Origin of the sequence: uncultured Lactobacillus sp. (assembly GCF_947367085.1) — a bacterium.
In the GTDB taxonomy this organism is placed as follows: Bacteria; Bacillota; Bacilli; order Lactobacillales; family Lactobacillaceae; genus Lactobacillus.
Window position 1 is genome coordinate 1 of record NZ_CANBCP010000039.1, and the last position, 15,980, is coordinate 15,980.

The 15,980-nt window shown below is 35.5% G+C and carries 21 protein-coding genes and 1 other annotated feature; of the genes, 18 read left to right on the forward strand and 3 right to left on the reverse strand.

Annotation, left to right across the window (positions count from 1 at the left end):
* Positions 1–159 (reverse strand): TetR/AcrR family transcriptional regulator (locus Q0Y70_RS07040; RefSeq protein ID WP_297818950.1); only part of this gene is annotated, 159 nt, incomplete at its 3' end.
* 181 nt (positions 160–340) lie between these two features.
* Here Q0Y70_RS07040 and Q0Y70_RS07045 point away from each other — a divergent pair.
* The 6 genes from Q0Y70_RS07045 (at position 341) to Q0Y70_RS07070 (ending at position 5,644) form a co-directional block, all read left to right on the forward strand.
* Complete coding sequence (locus tag Q0Y70_RS07045; RefSeq protein WP_297818848.1) at positions 341–1,468, forward strand: L,D-transpeptidase; 1,128 nt, start codon at positions 341–343, stop codon at positions 1,466–1,468.
* A gap of 110 nt (positions 1,469–1,578) precedes the next feature.
* The gene (locus tag Q0Y70_RS07050; protein ID WP_297818851.1) at positions 1,579–2,388 is read left to right on the forward strand and encodes a Cof-type HAD-IIB family hydrolase; all 810 of its coding nucleotides are present in this window, start codon (positions 1,579–1,581) and stop codon (positions 2,386–2,388) included.
* A 101-nt stretch (positions 2,389–2,489) separates the two neighbouring features.
* Positions 2,490–2,669 (forward strand): 2-hydroxymuconate tautomerase, encoded by a 180-nt coding sequence (locus tag Q0Y70_RS07055; protein ID WP_005719430.1) that lies wholly within the window; start codon positions 2,490–2,492, stop codon positions 2,667–2,669.
* Positions 2,669–3,124 carry a hypothetical protein gene (locus Q0Y70_RS07060; RefSeq protein WP_297818900.1) on the forward strand — a complete coding sequence of 152 codons (456 nt, stop codon included), beginning with the start codon at positions 2,669–2,671 and terminating at the stop codon, positions 3,122–3,124. Before Q0Y70_RS07055 ends, Q0Y70_RS07060 begins: the two co-directional genes overlap by 1 nt.
* Before the next feature lie 267 nt (positions 3,125–3,391).
* A complete protein-coding gene (locus Q0Y70_RS07065) occupies positions 3,392–4,732 on the forward strand; it encodes a DUF2325 domain-containing protein (protein ID WP_297818903.1) in 1,341 nt (446 codons plus the stop codon).
* Between the two features lie 72 nt (positions 4,733–4,804).
* Positions 4,805–5,644 carry a YitT family protein gene (locus Q0Y70_RS07070; RefSeq protein WP_297818906.1) on the forward strand — a complete coding sequence of 280 codons (840 nt, stop codon included), beginning with the start codon at positions 4,805–4,807 and terminating at the stop codon, positions 5,642–5,644.
* On the opposite strand, the gene Q0Y70_RS07075 is transcribed toward Q0Y70_RS07070, so the two are convergent.
* Entirely contained in the window at positions 5,639–5,995 is a 357-nt protein-coding gene (locus Q0Y70_RS07075) for an arsenate reductase family protein (RefSeq protein ID WP_297818909.1), read from the reverse strand. The two genes, Q0Y70_RS07070 and Q0Y70_RS07075, sit on opposite strands and share 6 nt — an antisense overlap.
* 174 nt (positions 5,996–6,169) lie before the next feature.
* Positions 6,170–6,249, forward strand: a sequence feature (ribosomal protein L21 leader region).
* A gap of 15 nt (positions 6,250–6,264) precedes the next feature.
* Here Q0Y70_RS07075 and rplU point away from each other — a divergent pair.
* From rplU to recN, 12 genes are all read left to right on the forward strand, one after another.
* Positions 6,265–6,576, forward strand: coding sequence for a 50S ribosomal protein L21 (rplU, locus tag Q0Y70_RS07080; RefSeq protein ID WP_008470850.1), 312 nt, complete (start codon positions 6,265–6,267; stop codon positions 6,574–6,576).
* Positions 6,577–6,595: 19 nt separating this feature from the next.
* Positions 6,596–6,895 (forward strand): 50S ribosomal protein L27, encoded by a 300-nt coding sequence (gene rpmA / locus Q0Y70_RS07085; RefSeq protein ID WP_297818917.1) that lies wholly within the window; start codon positions 6,596–6,598, stop codon positions 6,893–6,895.
* A gap of 66 nt (positions 6,896–6,961) precedes the next feature.
* Complete coding sequence (locus tag Q0Y70_RS07090) at positions 6,962–8,071, forward strand: aminopeptidase P family protein (protein WP_297818920.1); 1,110 nt, start codon at positions 6,962–6,964, stop codon at positions 8,069–8,071.
* Positions 8,072–8,154: 83 nt separating this feature from the next.
* Positions 8,155–8,724, forward strand: a complete 570-nt coding sequence (gene efp, locus Q0Y70_RS07095) for an elongation factor P (protein WP_297818923.1) — start codon at positions 8,155–8,157, stop codon at positions 8,722–8,724.
* 19 nt (positions 8,725–8,743) lie between these two features.
* Positions 8,744–9,175: an Asp23/Gls24 family envelope stress response protein gene (locus Q0Y70_RS07100; RefSeq protein WP_297818926.1), complete on the forward strand. Its 432-nt coding sequence runs from the start codon at positions 8,744–8,746 to the stop codon at positions 9,173–9,175.
* Positions 9,175–9,576: a transcription antitermination factor NusB gene (gene nusB / locus Q0Y70_RS07105; protein ID WP_297818928.1), complete on the forward strand. Its 402-nt coding sequence runs from the start codon at positions 9,175–9,177 to the stop codon at positions 9,574–9,576. The genes Q0Y70_RS07100 and nusB overlap by 1 nt, the downstream gene beginning before the upstream one ends.
* Before the next feature lie 45 nt (positions 9,577–9,621).
* A complete protein-coding gene (locus tag Q0Y70_RS07110) occupies positions 9,622–10,470 on the forward strand; it encodes a bifunctional 5,10-methylenetetrahydrofolate dehydrogenase/5,10-methenyltetrahydrofolate cyclohydrolase (protein WP_297818930.1) in 849 nt (282 codons plus the stop codon).
* The gene (gene xseA / locus Q0Y70_RS07115) at positions 10,463–11,812 is read left to right on the forward strand and encodes an exodeoxyribonuclease VII large subunit (RefSeq protein WP_297818932.1); all 1,350 of its coding nucleotides are present in this window, start codon (positions 10,463–10,465) and stop codon (positions 11,810–11,812) included. The genes Q0Y70_RS07110 and xseA overlap by 8 nt, the downstream gene beginning before the upstream one ends.
* A 1-nt stretch (position 11,813) precedes the next feature.
* Entirely contained in the window at positions 11,814–12,059 is a 246-nt protein-coding gene (locus tag Q0Y70_RS07120; protein ID WP_297818935.1) for an exodeoxyribonuclease VII small subunit, read from the forward strand.
* Positions 12,059–12,928 (forward strand): polyprenyl synthetase family protein, encoded by an 870-nt coding sequence (locus tag Q0Y70_RS07125; RefSeq protein ID WP_297818938.1) that lies wholly within the window; start codon positions 12,059–12,061, stop codon positions 12,926–12,928. Before Q0Y70_RS07120 ends, Q0Y70_RS07125 begins: the two co-directional genes overlap by 1 nt.
* The gene (locus Q0Y70_RS07130; RefSeq protein ID WP_297818941.1) at positions 12,928–13,740 is read left to right on the forward strand and encodes a TlyA family RNA methyltransferase; all 813 of its coding nucleotides are present in this window, start codon (positions 12,928–12,930) and stop codon (positions 13,738–13,740) included. Before Q0Y70_RS07125 ends, Q0Y70_RS07130 begins: the two co-directional genes overlap by 1 nt.
* A gap of 9 nt (positions 13,741–13,749) precedes the next feature.
* On the forward strand, positions 13,750–15,438 hold the full coding sequence (gene recN / locus Q0Y70_RS07135) for a DNA repair protein RecN (RefSeq protein ID WP_297818944.1): 1,689 nt from the start codon (positions 13,750–13,752) through the stop codon (positions 15,436–15,438).
* Positions 15,439–15,491: 53 nt separating this feature from the next.
* Here recN and Q0Y70_RS07140 read toward each other — a convergent pair whose 3' ends face one another.
* Positions 15,492–15,890 (reverse strand): iron-sulfur cluster biosynthesis family protein, encoded by a 399-nt coding sequence (locus tag Q0Y70_RS07140; RefSeq protein WP_297818947.1) that lies wholly within the window; start codon positions 15,888–15,890, stop codon positions 15,492–15,494.
* Positions 15,891–15,980 lie beyond the last annotated feature (90 nt).

The window sequence follows — 15,980 nt, forward strand, 5'->3', positions numbered from 1 at the left end:
GAGATCATCTTTACTTTCGAAGTGCTTGTAAAAAGCTCCGGTGGTCAGTCCAATCATTTTTGTTAATTTTCTTAATGAAAGATCTTGATAACCATTTTGATCAATTACGTTAACTGTTTTTTCGATTAGATCTTGTTCAGTAGTATTGTTTTTTGCCATATTGCTTCCCTCACTATAACAGTGTTATCAATATAAAAGAATAACATATTTTTAAGGCTACAACTACTAGATAGACAAGATATGAGGGGTATTTTTATATTTTTTGATTTTTTAGTGATCATCTTTGAAAAAGATTGATATAATTTTATCACTGATTAAATTTGATAGGAGAATCTCAATAATGAAAAAAGTTCATTGGATGGCCGCCGTTACTTTGACAGCTCTTTCTTTAGTGAGTGCAAATAAGGTAAAAGCCGCAGACAATAATAATGCTCAAACTCCAGCAGCAGTTCAAAATAAAAATAGCGTAGTTAAAATTAACTATTCTGGCAAAGGGAAAGTCGCTGTTTGGAATTCTTATGATTCTAACAAGAAACTAACTGGCAATTATTTAGCTAATAATAGTAACTGGAAGTCATTTAAGGTTGCTACGTTAGCAGATAAGTCACAATGGTATAATTTGGGTGGAAATCAATGGGTCGATGGTAAATATATCCTTAATTCCAGCTCAAAAGTTGAACAAAAGCCTTCTGAAGTAAATAATTCTGTTAATAATAATTGGAAAGTTGCAAACTCTCAAGGTGTGGTAAAGATTACTTATAGCGGTCGCGGGAAAGTGGCTATTTGGAATAATTACGATCACGGACATGTTACAGGTAATTATCTATCACCAGCAACGAATTGGAAGTTTTTCAAAGAAGCTGTTCCAGTTAATGGTGAAGTTTGGTACAACCTAGGTGGCAATCAATGGATTTCTTCTAAATATACTAATCTTCAAAAAGTTGCTAAAAACGGTCAAATTATTACTACGGCAACTGTAAATAAGACTTCTCATCAACCTTATGCAGATCCATCAACTTTAAGAAACCCAAAGCAATGGTGGAATTCAAGCGAAAATAAGGCCTATCCAAATCTTAAAAATGTCAAAAATCTTTGGATTCGCGTTTCGATTTTAGGTAATAGAACTTATGTAATGTCAGGTAACACTCCTGTTTACACTATGTATTCTTCTGCAGGGAGACTTGTAAATGGTAAGAGTTTAACTCCTACGGGTACTTTCTACGTTCAAAGAGAACGTGGTACCACATTTTCTGGTGCTCATTACTGGGTAAGTTGGAAAGATCACGGTGTTTACTTATTCCACTCTACAGTTACTAATGGTTATAATGGACCTTACAACTTAACTGAAGCAGCTAAATTAGGTACGCAACCACTCTCACATGGCTGCATTCGTTTAACTGTTAAAGATTCGCAATGGTTCTACAATCAATTACCAGTAGGAACTAAGGTTGTTATTGCTAATAATTAATAATCAGAGATAAAAATAAGCAACTCTACACGATAAAAGCCGAGGGATGCTTATTTTTTTGGCTAAAAAACTTTACAATATATTTAAGTATAGATGATTTGGAGTAAAAGATGAGTGAGATAAAATTAATTGCAATTGACATAGATGGAACTTTAGTAAATTCAAAAAAACAAATTACACCTAGAGTAAAATCAGCAATCAAAAAAGCACAAGAGCAAGGGATTAAGATAGTAATTGCCACAGGTCGTCCTTTGTCAGGAGCTGTGCAATATTTAGATGAACTGGGATTAAACAAGCAAGATGATCAATATGTGATTAGCTTCAATGGGGCTGTTGTTGAAACGACTAATGGGAAAGTTCTTCGCAAAAAAGAAATAAAATATGAAGATTATGTTGATTTGGAAGCAATTTCTAGAAAGTTGGATCTTCATTTTCATACTGTTGGTTTGAATAGAATTTATACTGCTGAAAGAGATCTGGGTCACTATACAATCTATAATTCACGAATAGTTAAATTGGAGGTTTCTTATCGTACTCAAATTGAAATGAAAGATATTCCAATCATTAAGTGCATGTATGTTGATGAACCTCACTATCTGGATGAGCAAATTAAGAATCCGCTATTCGAAATGATGACTGATCGAGTTACTTTTTCAAAAACTGAACCCTTTTATTACGAAGTAACTGCTAAGGATACTGACAAAGGGACTGGGCTAAAAGCATTAGCTGAATATTTGAAATTAGGTACTGAAAATATTATGGCACTAGGTGATGAAGCAAACGATGCTACAATGATTGAGTATGCAGGCTTTGGAGTAGCGATGGGTAATGCCGTTGAAGCTACAAAAAATAAAGCCGACTTTGTGGCTGATGACTGTGACCATGATGGGGCGGGCAAAGCTATTGAAATGATCTTATAAAGATAACGATGTTTTCAAAATAAAAGCAATATATTTTTTCTGACATAAAGAGTAAAATCAAAATTATAGAAGTGCAAAAAGTTTTATTAGGAGGTTTTTCTATGCCATTTGTACATATTGAATTAATTAAAGGTAGAAGTGATGAACAAATCACTAATTTAATGAAGGATGTTACTGAAGCTGTCCACAAAAATACAGGTGCGCCTAAAGAACATATTCACGTTATCATTAACGAATTAGGTAAACACACTTATGGCCAAGGCGGGGAGTGGCGTGCTTAATGGATAAGCAGCGCAATTGGGATGTCCACCGGTTAGTTAAATTAGGTATAATTTTTAGCCTGATTATGATCGTGTATATTTTTATTCAAAGCTGGAGTCAAAATGGTTATAGTTTGAAAGCATTGTCTCAAATGCCGATATATATGGCTATTTTGCTTGCAATCACTGAGATAGTAATGAGTTCGATTTTGGGCTTTATTTTTGCAGGAATTGTTGTAACGAAAAGACCAGTGTGGAATCCAAGCATGAAGAATTTGACCAAGGGATTTTTATTAGGCGTTGCCTGGACAATTATTGATGTGTTTGGATTGGGATTTGGTACTAATTCAAGCTTAACTTTAATGCAAAACGTTTTCTCATTTGCCAGTTTACTTGATTTAATTGTCGGAACGATTATTGGCTTTTATTTATTTAGTTCCAAGCCGGCAAAAAATGAGACAGAAAAAAAGAACTAGCTTCAACTAGTTCTTTTTATTTTGTCTAATCCTCTTTTTTAGCTTCGTCTAAAGCTTTCATGATAGAAGGATTCTTTGAGTGACAATCCTTAATCATTTGGTAATCTTCTTCGTTTAACTTAACAGTATATTTAGTCATTTTATTTCCCTCGCTTTAATAATTTACCTATAATATAGCACTTTCATTTTAGGTGACAAGTCTAAATCTATTTTCATTTATTAAAAGTAAGCAATATAATAGAAATAAAAAAGTTAAGTGGTGAGAAGATGTTTGATTATCGTAACAATTTAAAAAGGATCTTAAATCAAACTGCGGGTGATGATAAAAGTTTACGTAATAGCTTAAACGCAATTTTGCTGGTCTTACAGATGACTGGAGAAGATCTTTCTGTAAAAAAACAATCTGTGTCTAAAAAAGCCGAGCTAGATGATAAGACTCTGAGTCAGATTCAGACTTTATTATCAGGATTAACAAATTTAATTGAAAAACCCGGAGATTCAAAAGCTAAACAGACTGCTTCAAGTGCAATACATAAGTTGACTTTCAATAGTGAGATTGCCAGTAAATTTGGTAAGCAGTTAGGAAAGTTAGATCAGGTCGTAATTAATTCTGAAAAAACAACTAGCGCTGTTAATCGCAAAATATTTGAAGAAGCATTAAAGCCGAAAAAAGAGGTAAAAAAAGATTACCGCAAAGGCCGAAGGTATACAGTTATTCGGGATTTAGTTGGTTGTCAATTAATTAATGAACAAGGTGAGCATGTTTTTAGTGTCAGTGAAAGCCAAGTTCATCCACTGGGATTAAAAACCGGAGATATTGTTGAAGCATTACCAATAGCCGGTAGTTTAGATAAAGCAGAAATTTTACGAGTAGTTGGTTTTAAAAAGCTACGTAAAAGAGACTATGATGAGATTGAAGATTTTAAATATGGCGTAGTTCAAGGCAGTCCCGGTAATTTATCGGTTGGGCGAAATATTCGTGGTGAGAAATTAAAGATTAACCATAAGAGCGTGATCGTTCCTGTAGATTCTAGTTATTATCAAAACGGGGATGTTCATTTAGAAGATGGATCAATTGTCGATCTTGCTTGGTATAGTGGGGATGTTCGCTTAAAACGTGATCCCTCACAAGCAGTTCAAGTACGCTGGATTTATGAAACTGATCAATCAACTCGAGTTTCTAAGACGCAAAAAAAGCCTAAAAAAACTGATACAAATAATGTCGAATCACTGACAAAATTGGATATGGATTTACATTATCAGCGAGTTGGTATTGCAATTGGTGATAATCAAAATGAAGCCATCTTGGAAGGAATTGTAAATCGCTACAATGGTATACCAATTCCGATCGACGCATTTGAAGGAAAGAAAAAAGTTATTGAAGGTCAAATCAAAGACTTAGATATTGTGATCTTAGTAACTGCGTTTGCGGCTCATGATAGTACTTGGAATATCCGTGAATTTGCCAGTAAGTATGGCGTTAAGTTTGCTGTTAGCTCAAGTAAAGGTTATCAATCGTTTGAAAGAGCTCTTTATCGTGCTGATAAGAATTTACCCGCTTATGAGGGTAACCAGACAATAGATTATAAAATTAGTTCTAAGAATTAGGCATCTATATTGAGCTATATAGACCGAATTCTGTAAAATGGATATATACTTATTTTTAGAAAGGACGCTGAAATGACAAATTCTATTAAAAAACGTTCTTGGATGAAGTGGGTCTTTTTCTTATTAGGCCTCGAAATTGTGGCTATTTCGATTAACTTATTTTATGGACCCATCAATGTAGCGGCCGGCGGCTCTACAGGAATTTCAATCCTCGTAGATGCAGTCTGGGGAATTAATCGTTCAATCACTGTGTTTATAGTGAATGTCTTAATGTTGATTTTGGCTGCGATTTTTTTAGGTAGGAAAACTACGCAAAATATTGCTTTAGGTAGTTTGGTTTTGCCAATTTTAATGGAAATCACACCGAGTTTTCAAGCTACAAATGACAAATTGCTCGCTGTAATTTATGGTGGAGCTTTGATGGGGTTGGGAGTTTCTATTTTATATCGCGTCAATGCTTCAAGTGGCGGCACGACGATCCCGCCAATGATTTTGAAAAAATATTTCTACATTAATCCAGCAGTAAGTTTGCTTTGCATCGATATGGTCGTGATCTTTCTTAATATCTTCGTCGATGGCTGGAACGCATTCTTTTTAGCTGCATTTTCTCAAGTAGTGACGGCGATTACGATGAATTACTGTGAAGCTGGCTTTGATCGTAAATATCAGGTAAGAATTATGAGTAATGATCATTTTGAAGAAATGAAAGAAATGCTTATGAACAACTATCAATCTTTAACTTTATATAATGTGGTTGGTGGCTATAGTGATGATAAAAAACAGCAGATCCTAATCGTTGTTGATACACGAGATTATGGTCCGCTGATTACACAAATCCATGAAATTGATCCCAATGCCTTTATTATTACAGATACCGTTGTTAAAGTGCATGGTGGACAGTGGGGATTATAGCCAAGTTTGCTCAAAAATCTCTTTTTTAAAGCCGCAAGTAAGTTTTTCATCGTCTACTACTAACGGTCTTTTAATTAACTTACCATCGCTTGATAAGAGTTCGGCAGCTTGAGTTATAGTCATGTTAGGAATTTTATCTTTTAAGTTCTGAGCGCGATAATGTTGACCTGAGGTGTTAAAGAAATAGCGCAGGCCACGGTCTTGATATTTTGTTAACCATTTAATGAAATCTGCCTTAACGGGCGGATTTTTTATTAGGTCGATAAATTGATATTCAATTTTATGTTCATCCATCCATTTTTGCGCTTTGTTTGAAGTTGAGCAGCGTTTGTAGCCGTAAAAAGTTATCATAGTAATTCTCCTTTGTTAAAACAATTATATTTTTAGTATAATTGTTTTCTTTAATATGGTGCAAAATTGTTCACTATACAGAATAAAATGCTTTTTCTTAATAAAAATCCTATAAAACATTGATTCCTTGCAGCTTGAGTAGTAAACTGTAAGAGTTGTATTTGTGGATATACCTCACATCTGCAACCGCACGTCTAAGGTCAAAAGTAAGTTAATGTTAACTTCACCTTTTTACGGCGAGTCTAAGTATTTTTTTCGGAGGTGTACAAATGTACGCAGTTATTAAAACCGGTGGTAAGCAATACAAGGTTGCTAAAGGCGATAGCGTTTTTGTTGAAAAGCTTGAAGTTAAGCCTGGCGAAGAAGTAACCTTTGATGAAGTTATCCTTTTAAACGATGGTAAGTCAACTAAGATTGGTACTCCATTAGTTGAAGGTGCTAAGGTTGTTGCTAAAGTTGAAAAGCAAGGCAAGGAAAAGAAAGTTGTAACTTTCAAGTACAAGCCAAAGAAGCACTCACATACTAAGTATGGTCACCGTCAACCTTACACTAAGGTAACTATCGAAAGCATTGAAGCTTAATTAAGGGGTGAAACGAATTATGATGATTAATAATCTTGAAGCACTTAAGTTATTTGCCCACCACAAGGGTGGTGGTTCTACTGCCAATGGTCGTAACTCAGCTGGTCGTCGTTTAGGCGCAAAGCGTGCTGACGGTCAAGCAGTTAACGCAGGTTCCATCATTTACCGTCAACGTGGTACTAAGATCCACCCAGGTAAGAATGTTGGCCGCGGTGGTGACGACACTTTATTTGCATTAGTTGAAGGTGTTGTTAAGTTCGAACGCTTGGGTAAAGATCGTAAACAAGTTTCAGTTTACCCAGTTAACGAAGCAAAATAATCTATTTTTGCAGACTGGACGTCCAATCGAACGTTCAGTCTTTTTTTATCAATTGAGGTGAAGATCATGCCTGCAAATCAAGAACTATTAGCGCTTTTAAACAAGCGAATTAGCAAGGTTACAGATGAAATTAAAGCGCAAAATGCAGATGCATTAGTAATATTTAATCAAGCCAATTATCGATATTTGACTAATTTTACCGGAGAAGAGGCTGAATTAATCTTAACTAAAGATGGTGATCGGGTATTATTATCTGATTCACGTTTTAAGGACCAGATTAGGCATCAGGCTCCGGGTGAATTGAAGGTTGTCATGCAGACGATGGATAACATTAAAGAAATTAGTCGTCAGCTCAAAAAGCTTCCAGTTAAACGCGTTTTAGTTGAAGGTGAATTCATTAGTGCAAGTCAATTTGATACTTTAGTAACGCAAAATCCTGATCTAGATTTTGTATTAAGTAACGAATTGGTTGAAAAAGCACGTACTGTTAAAGATGAATTAGAAGTTAAAGCTTTGCAAAAAGCAATTGATATATCGATGCAAAGCTTTAAAGATATACTGCCAATGATTAAGCCCGGTGTAAGCGAGAAAGCAGTCGGAGCTAAGCTAGATTACTTGTTTAAAATTAACGGCGGTGAAGGTCCTTCTTTTGAAACTATTATTGCTTCTGGTTATCGTGGCTCTTGGGCACATGGTGTAGCTAGTGACAAAAAGATTCAAGAAGGTGAATTAATCGTTATTGACTTTGGTAGTTTCTATAATGGTTACACTGCTGATATTACACGTACAGTGGCCTTGGGACAGGTAGATTCAGAATTAGAAAAAATCTATCATATTGTCTATGAAGCTCAAAAACGTGGTATACAAGCCGCTATTGCAGGCAATTACGGTGCTGATATTGATAAGGCAGCGCGCTCTTATATTACTGAGCAAGGTTATGGCGAATATTTCGGACATGGAATTGGACATGGTATCGGACTTGAAATTCATGAACTATGTACGCCAGCAATGCCATATAGTAAAGAGATTATGAAAGATAACATGGCGATCACTGTAGAACCAGGTATTTATTTACCTGATAAAGGTGGCGTCAGAATTGAAGATGACATTTTAATTTCAGATGATAAGCCAATTACGATGTCTGATTTGCCAAAAAAAGAATTATTAGTTTTGTAAATTTATGCAATTTATCCGTTTATCTTGCGAAATCTAGTTTAAGATTGGTAAGATAGATATATGTAGAAATGAGGTAATTTATTATGACAATGATCTCCGTTAATGAGTTCAAAAACGGACTTACTATTCAATATAATAATGACTTATGGCGTATTGTTGAATTCCAACACGTAAAGCCAGGAAAAGGTAGTGCTTTCGTTCGTTCAAAGCTTAAGAGCTTAAGAACTGGCGCAGTTCAAGAATACACTTTCCGTTCTACTGCTAAAGTAGAAACTGCAGATATTCAAACTAAATCAATGCAATACCTTTACAATGATGGTACTAGCTTTGTATTTATGGATACTAATACTTACGAACAACTTGAAATTCCAGAAGCTCAAGTTGAAGCAGAATCTAAGTATTTGAAAGAAAACATGGTAGTTAACGTAATTATGCACGATGGTGAAACCTTGGGTGTTGAATTACCTAACACTGTTGACTTGACTGTTGCTCAAACAGAACCAAATATTAAAGGTGATACTTCTTCTGGTGGTGGTAAGCCAGCAACAATGGAAACTGGTTTAGTTGTTAACGTACCATTCTTCATTAATGAAGGAGACGTTTTGACTATCAACACTGCAGATGGTACTTACGTATCACGTGCAAATAAGTAATTAATTAGAGGTTTTTATTATGGCTGATAATTCAACAATTCTTTTATCTAGTAACGATAAAGGTGATGAGACTCGGGTTGATCTAAGTGTTCTTGAAGTCATTTTGGGAATTGCTGCCAGAAAAGTAGACGGCGTAAGTGAAATGCGTGGTTCAATCAAGAGTGGATTAGATACATTATTTGGTCGAACTAATCGCGGCAAGGGCGTAGATCTAAGCGTCGAAGATGATAAATTGACTGCGGATGTATATGTCTACTTAGATTATGGCGTGAATGTTCCTCAAGTTGCAGTTAAGATTCAAAAGCGTTTAGCTTTGCAATTACAACAAATGACCGATTTAACATTAAAACAAATTAATGTTCACGTTGTCGGCTTGATTTCTGAAGAAGAAAAATCAGCAAAAGATGAAGAACTCTTTTCTAATCAAGAAGATGGCGAGGCGCAAGACTAATGACTCAACATGAAATGAGAACAATAGCCTTGCAGGCATTGTATTTGGCTAATCAAAGCAAGACTACTGATAGTGAAGCAGTTTGTTTAAGAGCTAAAAATGCACTAAACTTAAAGGATTTTCCTGATTATTCAAAGAAGCTTTTAGATGGTGTATTGGATAATAAAGAAAAGCTTGACAGTGCTATTTCTGCTCACTTGAAAAAAGGCTGGCGCATTGAAAGACTTGATTCAATTGATCGCGCTATTTTGGAATTAGGTTTATATGAGATGCAAAATAGTAAGGCTATTGAACCAGTCGCTGCTTTAAATGAAGCTTTAAATTTATGTGATGAATTTTCTTCATCTAAGTCTAAAGCTTTTGTTAATGGTGTCTTGGGCAATTTTGTAGAGCAAAGATAAGAATTAAAGTCGGCAAGTTGCCGACTTTTTTTATGAGGTATTATTTTGGCAACAATTCTAGATGGTAAAAAGGTAGCTGGCAAGCTCGCTGAAAAAGTTAAAGAAAAGGTTAAATTTTTAAATGAACAAAAAATTTTCCCAACTTTATGTGTAATAGAAGTAGGTAATGATCCAGCTAGTAAAATTTATTTAAGAGTCAAAAGGAATCTTGCCAAACAAGTGGAGATCAATGAAAAGACAATTAATTTTGATGACGATGTAAAGCAAGATAAGTTAATTGACACAATCAAAGAGTTAAACAATGATCCTACGATCAGTGCTATTATGGTACAACTTCCACTTCCAGCACATCTAGATCAATCTAAGATTATAGAAGCAATTGATCCAGCAAAAGATGCAGATGGATTTCATCCTTATAACCAAGGCAAGCTTTGGCAAGGAAATAGTCAAGTGATCCCAGCTACAGTGCGTAGTATCATGTCCTTATTGAATGAGTACGATATCCAATTAGAAGGTAAAAATGCTCTGATAATTGGGCGTAGTATTATTGTGGGTAAACCTTTAGCTAGTCAACTGTTAAATAAAAACGCAACCGTGACAATTGCCCATTCTAAGACACAAAATTTATCGACTTTAACTAAAAAGGCTGATATTATCATTTCTGATGTGGGTCAAGCACATTTAATTAAAGAAGATATGATTAAAAATGATGTCGTTTTGATTGATGTTGGAATGAATCGTGAAAATGGTAAGCTCTTAGGTGATATTAATTTTCAAACTTGCCTGCCTAAAGCTAGCGCGATTACTCCGGTTCCTGGAGGAGTTGGCCCTTTGACAGTGGCAAGTCTAATGTATCAAGTCGTATTATTAACGGAGAATCAAAACAATGGCTGAAAGCCCAATCTATTTATCTGTTACAGATCTCAATTATTATATTTCTCAAAAGTTCAAAAACGATCCTTATTTGCACAAGGTTTTCTTACAAGGTGAGCTTTCAAATTTTCGCTTCAGGATGAATTCGCACCAATATTTTTCACTAAAAGATGAGAAATCCAAAATAAATGTGGTGATGTTTCGCTCTTTTTTTGAAAAATTAAAGTTTAAACCTGAAGAAGGAATGAAAGTCTATGTTAGCGGTTATGTCGGAGTATATGGTCCACAAGGGTCGTATCAATTCTATGCTCAAACTATGGAGCCAGCTGGATTAGGTGCTTTATATGAACAATTGCGCCAGTTGCAAGAAAAGCTAAGCAAAGAAGGTTTATTTGATCAAGCTCATAAAAAGAAATTACCGCTTTTTCCAGATAAAATTGCAGTAGTAACTAGTGCGTCTGGAGCGGTAATTCATGATATTATGGTCACTGCTAACCGGCGTTTTCCTCACGCAGAGATTGATCTTTATCCTGCCAAAGTTCAAGGTGATGAAGCTGCGGATACAATTGTTAATTCTTTAAGACAAATAGCAGCTCAAGGTGATGAATATGATGTTGTCATTATTGGACGTGGTGGAGGATCATTAGAAGATTTATGGCCATTTAATGAGGAAAATGTTGTACGTCAAATATATGCGATGACGATGCCGGTCATTTCATCAGTAGGACATGAAACTGATACAACGCTTAGTGATCTGGTGGCTGATGCCCGTGCAGCAACTCCAACAGCGGCAGCTGAATATGCAACACCTAATTTAGCAGATATTTTGACTTCAATTAATCAATTACGTGGGCGGCTTTATGCGGCAATGCAGGCAATTATCAGAAATAAGAGCGAGCAATTAGAACGTTTAAAGAATTCTGTGGTTTTGCGCGAACCTGCTCGCATTTATGATGAACCTATTCAACGTGTCGATATGCTAACTCAGCGCTTATATCAGGCTCAAAAGAATTTGCTTTCTCACAAGCAGGCAGAATTTAATCTTGCTAAACAACGTTTAAGAGCTGTCAGTCCTGATAAGCAATTGAATCAAATTAAGCAACAAAAGGCTTTCTTAACTCAAAGTTTGAATCAAAATATGCTGAATTATTTAAAATTACAAAGAAATCGTTTTGCTTCGTTTGAACAAAAATTAGATGATAATAGCCCTCTTAAAACGATTAGTCGAGGGTATGTTTATACATCTGATAGTGCTGGTCAAACAGTTACTTCAGTAGAGCAATTGAAGATTGATGAAGAAATCAACCTTCAATTCAAGGATGGACAAGCAAGTGCGAAAGTGACGCAAATAAGGAGAAAATAAAATGGCTGAAAAGAAAAATAATTTTGAAGAACAGTTAGTTGAATTGCAAACTATCGTAAATAAATTAGAAAGTGGCAATGTACCGCTTGAAGAAGCACTAGATCAATTTCAAGCAGGTGTAAAATTGAGTCGTGATTTAGAAAAGAAACTTACACAAGCTGAACAAACTGTAGCAAAATTAATAGATAAAGATGGTAATGAAAAAGAACTTGACCCTCAAAATGCTCAAGCTCCTGAGGATGAATAATGAACTTAAAAGAATTTAGACAAAAATATACGCCAATTATTGATGAGTATCTAAAAAGTCATCTAGAAAATGACACAGATAATCAAAAATTTGGTCAGATTATGGCTTATTCGGTTTTGGCTGGAGGTAAAAGGTTAAGACCTTTGATATTTTTATCTACGTTGGCTAGCTTAGGTAAGAAAATAACCGATAGAGAAATTCAAATCGCCTCTGGTATCGAATTGATTCACACATATTCATTAATTCATGACGACTTACCCGCAATGGATAATGATGACTATCGCCGTGGAAAATTAACTAGTCATAAAAAATTTGGTGAAGCTGAGGCAATTTTGGCTGGTGATGGTTTGCTGACGCTTGGAATAGAATGGATTAGCCGGGCTAGTCAAAACATTAAATTAGTAGAAATAATTACTCAAGCTGTTGGTCCTAATGGAATGGTTGGCGGTCAATATTTAGATATAGATTCTACAAATAATGATTCAGTTAAAGATGACGCAGAATTTATCAAAAAAATGGAATGGCTCAAAACTGGCTGTTTACTGCAAGCTAGCGTTCAAATGGCATATGTCTATGCTGAATGTCAGGATCAAAATCAAATTTCAGCTTTAGATAAGTTTGCTTATGCTTTTGGCCGATCTTATCAAATTTATGATGACTTAGTAGATCTAGTGGAAACTAGTGAACAAGCCGGAAAAGCAACTCATAAAGATGAACAAGAAGGTAAAAATAATACTTTGACTCTTTATGGCGCTAACAGCAGTCGTCAGCAACTCCAAGAATTGATCGATCAGGGCAAAAACGCCGTAGCGATTTTTGACTTGCCTTTACTTGGTGAGTTCTTTGATTTATATCAGAAGGTAATGTAATGAGTAAAAAAAGAGCAGATGTCCTTTTATTTGAACAAGGTTTATTCAATTCCAGAACCGGTGCTCAGCGTGCCATTATGGCTGGACTGGTTAGTGATCATAATCATCAGCGAATTGATAAAGCGGGTCAAAAATTTGATGAAGATGAAACTTTTTTCGTTAAAGAAGATGGGAAAAAATATGTTTCTCGTGGCGGTTTCAAATTAGAAAAAGCTCTTAAAGTTTTCAATATTGATTTAAAAGATCGAATTTGTCTTGATATCGGAGCTTCAACTGGTGGCTTTACTGATGTAGCTTTACAAAATGGAGCTAAAAAGGTCTATGCACTAGATGTCGGCTACAATCAATTAGCCTGGAAGCTGCGTGATGATCCACAAGTAATTGTGATGGAAAAGCAAAACTTTCGCTATAGTAAATTAGAAGACTTTACCCAAGGTCGACCGACTTTTGCGATGACTGATGTATCTTTTATTTCATTGGATCTAATTATGCCGCCGATGTATGATATTTTAGCTGATAAGTGTGATGCAGTTTGTTTGATTAAGCCTCAATTTGAAGCGGGACCTGAACATGTGGGTAAACACGGTATAGTTCATGATCATGAAGTCCATAAAGCTGTAATTGAGCATACTATGCAAGAAGCTATGAAAATTGGTTTTAATGTTTTAGGGGTCGATTATTCACCAATAAAAGGCGGTAAGGGCAACATTGAGTTTTTAATTCACCTTGGAAAAGATGAAGAACAGAATTCGCAAAATCTTTGGCAAGGAGATGTAAGTGCCGTAGTTCAACGTGCAGTTGCTGGCCTTTAGGAGGTAAAAATGTTACTTGAACTTGATATTCAAAATTTTGCCATCATTAAGTCTCTTAAAGTACGCTTTCGAGAAAAAATGACGGTAATCATTGGTGAAACTGGTGCAGGTAAATCAATAATTATTGATGCAGTTTCTCTTTTATTAGGGAATCGTGCTCAGCATGAGATGATTCGCACTGGAGAAAACAAGGCGATCATCACTGGCCTATTTGAAGTTAATGAACAATATGACACGATTAAAGCTCTATGTGAAAAATATGGTTTACCTTGTGAAGATGAACAAATTGTGATTTCTAGAGAGCTTTCGCAAAAAGGGCGAAGTGTTGTTAGGATTAATGGACAGATTACAACTATCGGAGTTTTAAAAGAAATTGGTCGGTATTTGGTAGATATCCATGGCCAAAATGACCAGCAGATTTTAATGGATCCAGATCGTCAAATTGATCTCGTTGATAATTATGCTCCAGCTAGCTTTCGTGAAAAACTGAAGTCCTATCAGGAAGATTTCACTAAATGGCAAAAGGTAAGTAAACGCTTATTACAATTGCGTCAAGATGCTCAAGAGCTAGCTCAGAAGCAGGATATTTTGGAGTTTCAAAATAATGAGTTAACTAATGCTGATTTACAAGATCCTCATGAAGATGAAAAACTAGAAGAAGAATTCAATGAGTTGAACAATTATCAAAAAATTGCTGATACTGCTTCTTACTTTATGCAGCTATATGATGACGATGAGCATGGTCTGGCTACTTTGCTTGGGGATGCGCAAAACGCAGCTAGTGATTTGGCGGACTATGGGAAAAAGTTTCAAAATTTTGCCCAGAGTTTTAATGATGGTGTTTATTCTTTAAATGATGCTCACAGTGAATTATCAAATTTGATGGATAGTATGGATTTTGACGAAGAAAGATATCAGTTTGTCACTAATCGGTTAGATACTCTGACTTCACTCAAGAAAAAATATGGTCCTACTTTAGAAGATGTTTTTAAGTTTTATGAAAAAGTTCAAAAAGAGCTTGGGCAGTTTGAAACTGGAGGCCTTGATGAAGAAAAACTTCAAAAACAAGTCCATGATTTAGAAAAAAGATTGACTAAAAAATCAGAAGAACTGCACCGTCAGCGAGAAAAAGTGGCACATAACTTGGAAGAAAAAATCAAAGGTGAGCTTGCAGATCTATATATGGAAAAGGCTCGCTTTGCGATTAACTTCAATACTAGCCCTAATTTCACAAAATTGGGCACAGACCTAGTAACTTTTGTTATTGCGCCAAATCCAGGTGAAGCTTTGATGCCATTAGTTAAAATTGTATCTGGGGGAGAACAATCACGTTTAATCTTAGCATTAAAGGCGATTTTTAGTCGCGTTGAACCAGTCGGCACAATGATTTTTGATGAAATTGATACCGGGGTTTCAGGTCGCGTTTCTGCGGCTATCGGTAAAAAAATGCATGCCATTGGACAAGAAAAACAAGTTATTGCTATTACTCATTCTCCGCAAGTTGCAGCCGCAGGAGATCAACGTTATTCTGTAGTTAAACAAGTTAAAGATGGTGCGACCTATACTCAAGTTGGACCTTTGACTCAGGAAGAGGCGATTACCGCAATCGCACAAATGATGGCTGGAAGCGACGTAACTGCCGCAGCAAAACAGAATGCTGCTGATTTAATGAATAGTTTTCAAAATACAGAAAAGTAAAAGCCACGATTCATACTGTAATTAAGTGTGAATCGTGGCTTATTTTGTATATATTAACAATTTTTATCATAGAGTTGCCCACGTTTAGCTGCTTTTTGTAGATCACTTGCTGTAGCCAATTTAACGTTACCTGTTAATAGACCACTGTCATTTCTTAAGCGAAGTGTAGTGTCTTTGATGTCTAAAATCAAATTATTGCCTAAGAAGGCTAAATCATAATCTGATGTATAGAATTTTAAGTCTGTGTCAGTTTGAATAAGAATAGGATAGCGTGGATCGGAAGGTCGCGTATCTAAAATAATGATTGAGAAATCGGCCCCTAAGCTGCAAGATCCACCTTCAATAGAATAATCACCCCCGCCGCCATCTACAATTAGAAGCAGCGGATAATTATCGTAGTCTTTTTTCTTTAATAATTTAAGAGCATCAGAAGCGATTGTCATTTTAACCATAAGAGATTACTTCCTTTTCTAGTAGAAAATTATTTAATACTTTAATTTTACTGCTAAAAGATTATTTTTAGAATTAATCTACTTCAATAT

Excerpts from the sequence above, each read along its gene's own strand:
- nusB (WP_297818928.1), top strand. The coding sequence starts at position 9,175 with ATGACTCAACATGAAATGAGAACAATAGCCTTGCAGGCATTGTATTTG.
- Q0Y70_RS07140 (WP_297818947.1), bottom strand. The coding sequence starts at position 15,890 with ATGGTTAAAATGACAATCGCTTCTGATGCTCTTAAATTATTAAAGAAA.
- Q0Y70_RS07070 (WP_297818906.1), top strand. The coding sequence starts at position 4,805 with ATGACAAATTCTATTAAAAAACGTTCTTGGATGAAGTGGGTCTTTTTC.
- Q0Y70_RS07050 (WP_297818851.1), top strand. The coding sequence starts at position 1,579 with ATGAGTGAGATAAAATTAATTGCAATTGACATAGATGGAACTTTAGTA.
- Q0Y70_RS07090 (WP_297818920.1), top strand. The coding sequence starts at position 6,962 with ATGCCTGCAAATCAAGAACTATTAGCGCTTTTAAACAAGCGAATTAGC.
- rplU (WP_008470850.1), top strand. The coding sequence starts at position 6,265 with ATGTACGCAGTTATTAAAACCGGTGGTAAGCAATACAAGGTTGCTAAA.
- Q0Y70_RS07125 (WP_297818938.1), top strand. The coding sequence starts at position 12,059 with ATGAACTTAAAAGAATTTAGACAAAAATATACGCCAATTATTGATGAG.
- Q0Y70_RS07055 (WP_005719430.1), top strand. The coding sequence starts at position 2,490 with ATGCCATTTGTACATATTGAATTAATTAAAGGTAGAAGTGATGAACAA.
- Q0Y70_RS07060 (WP_297818900.1), top strand. The coding sequence starts at position 2,669 with ATGGATAAGCAGCGCAATTGGGATGTCCACCGGTTAGTTAAATTAGGT.
- Q0Y70_RS07045 (WP_297818848.1), top strand. The coding sequence starts at position 341 with ATGAAAAAAGTTCATTGGATGGCCGCCGTTACTTTGACAGCTCTTTCT.
- rpmA (WP_297818917.1), top strand. The coding sequence starts at position 6,596 with ATGATGATTAATAATCTTGAAGCACTTAAGTTATTTGCCCACCACAAG.
- efp (WP_297818923.1), top strand. The coding sequence starts at position 8,155 with ATGACAATGATCTCCGTTAATGAGTTCAAAAACGGACTTACTATTCAA.
- Q0Y70_RS07130 (WP_297818941.1), top strand. The coding sequence starts at position 12,928 with ATGAGTAAAAAAAGAGCAGATGTCCTTTTATTTGAACAAGGTTTATTC.
- Q0Y70_RS07065 (WP_297818903.1), top strand. The coding sequence starts at position 3,392 with ATGTTTGATTATCGTAACAATTTAAAAAGGATCTTAAATCAAACTGCG.
- Q0Y70_RS07120 (WP_297818935.1), top strand. The coding sequence starts at position 11,814 with ATGGCTGAAAAGAAAAATAATTTTGAAGAACAGTTAGTTGAATTGCAA.
- recN (WP_297818944.1), top strand. The coding sequence starts at position 13,750 with ATGTTACTTGAACTTGATATTCAAAATTTTGCCATCATTAAGTCTCTT.
- xseA (WP_297818932.1), top strand. The coding sequence starts at position 10,463 with ATGGCTGAAAGCCCAATCTATTTATCTGTTACAGATCTCAATTATTAT.
- Q0Y70_RS07075 (WP_297818909.1), bottom strand. The coding sequence starts at position 5,995 with ATGATAACTTTTTACGGCTACAAACGCTGCTCAACTTCAAACAAAGCG.
- Q0Y70_RS07100 (WP_297818926.1), top strand. The coding sequence starts at position 8,744 with ATGGCTGATAATTCAACAATTCTTTTATCTAGTAACGATAAAGGTGAT.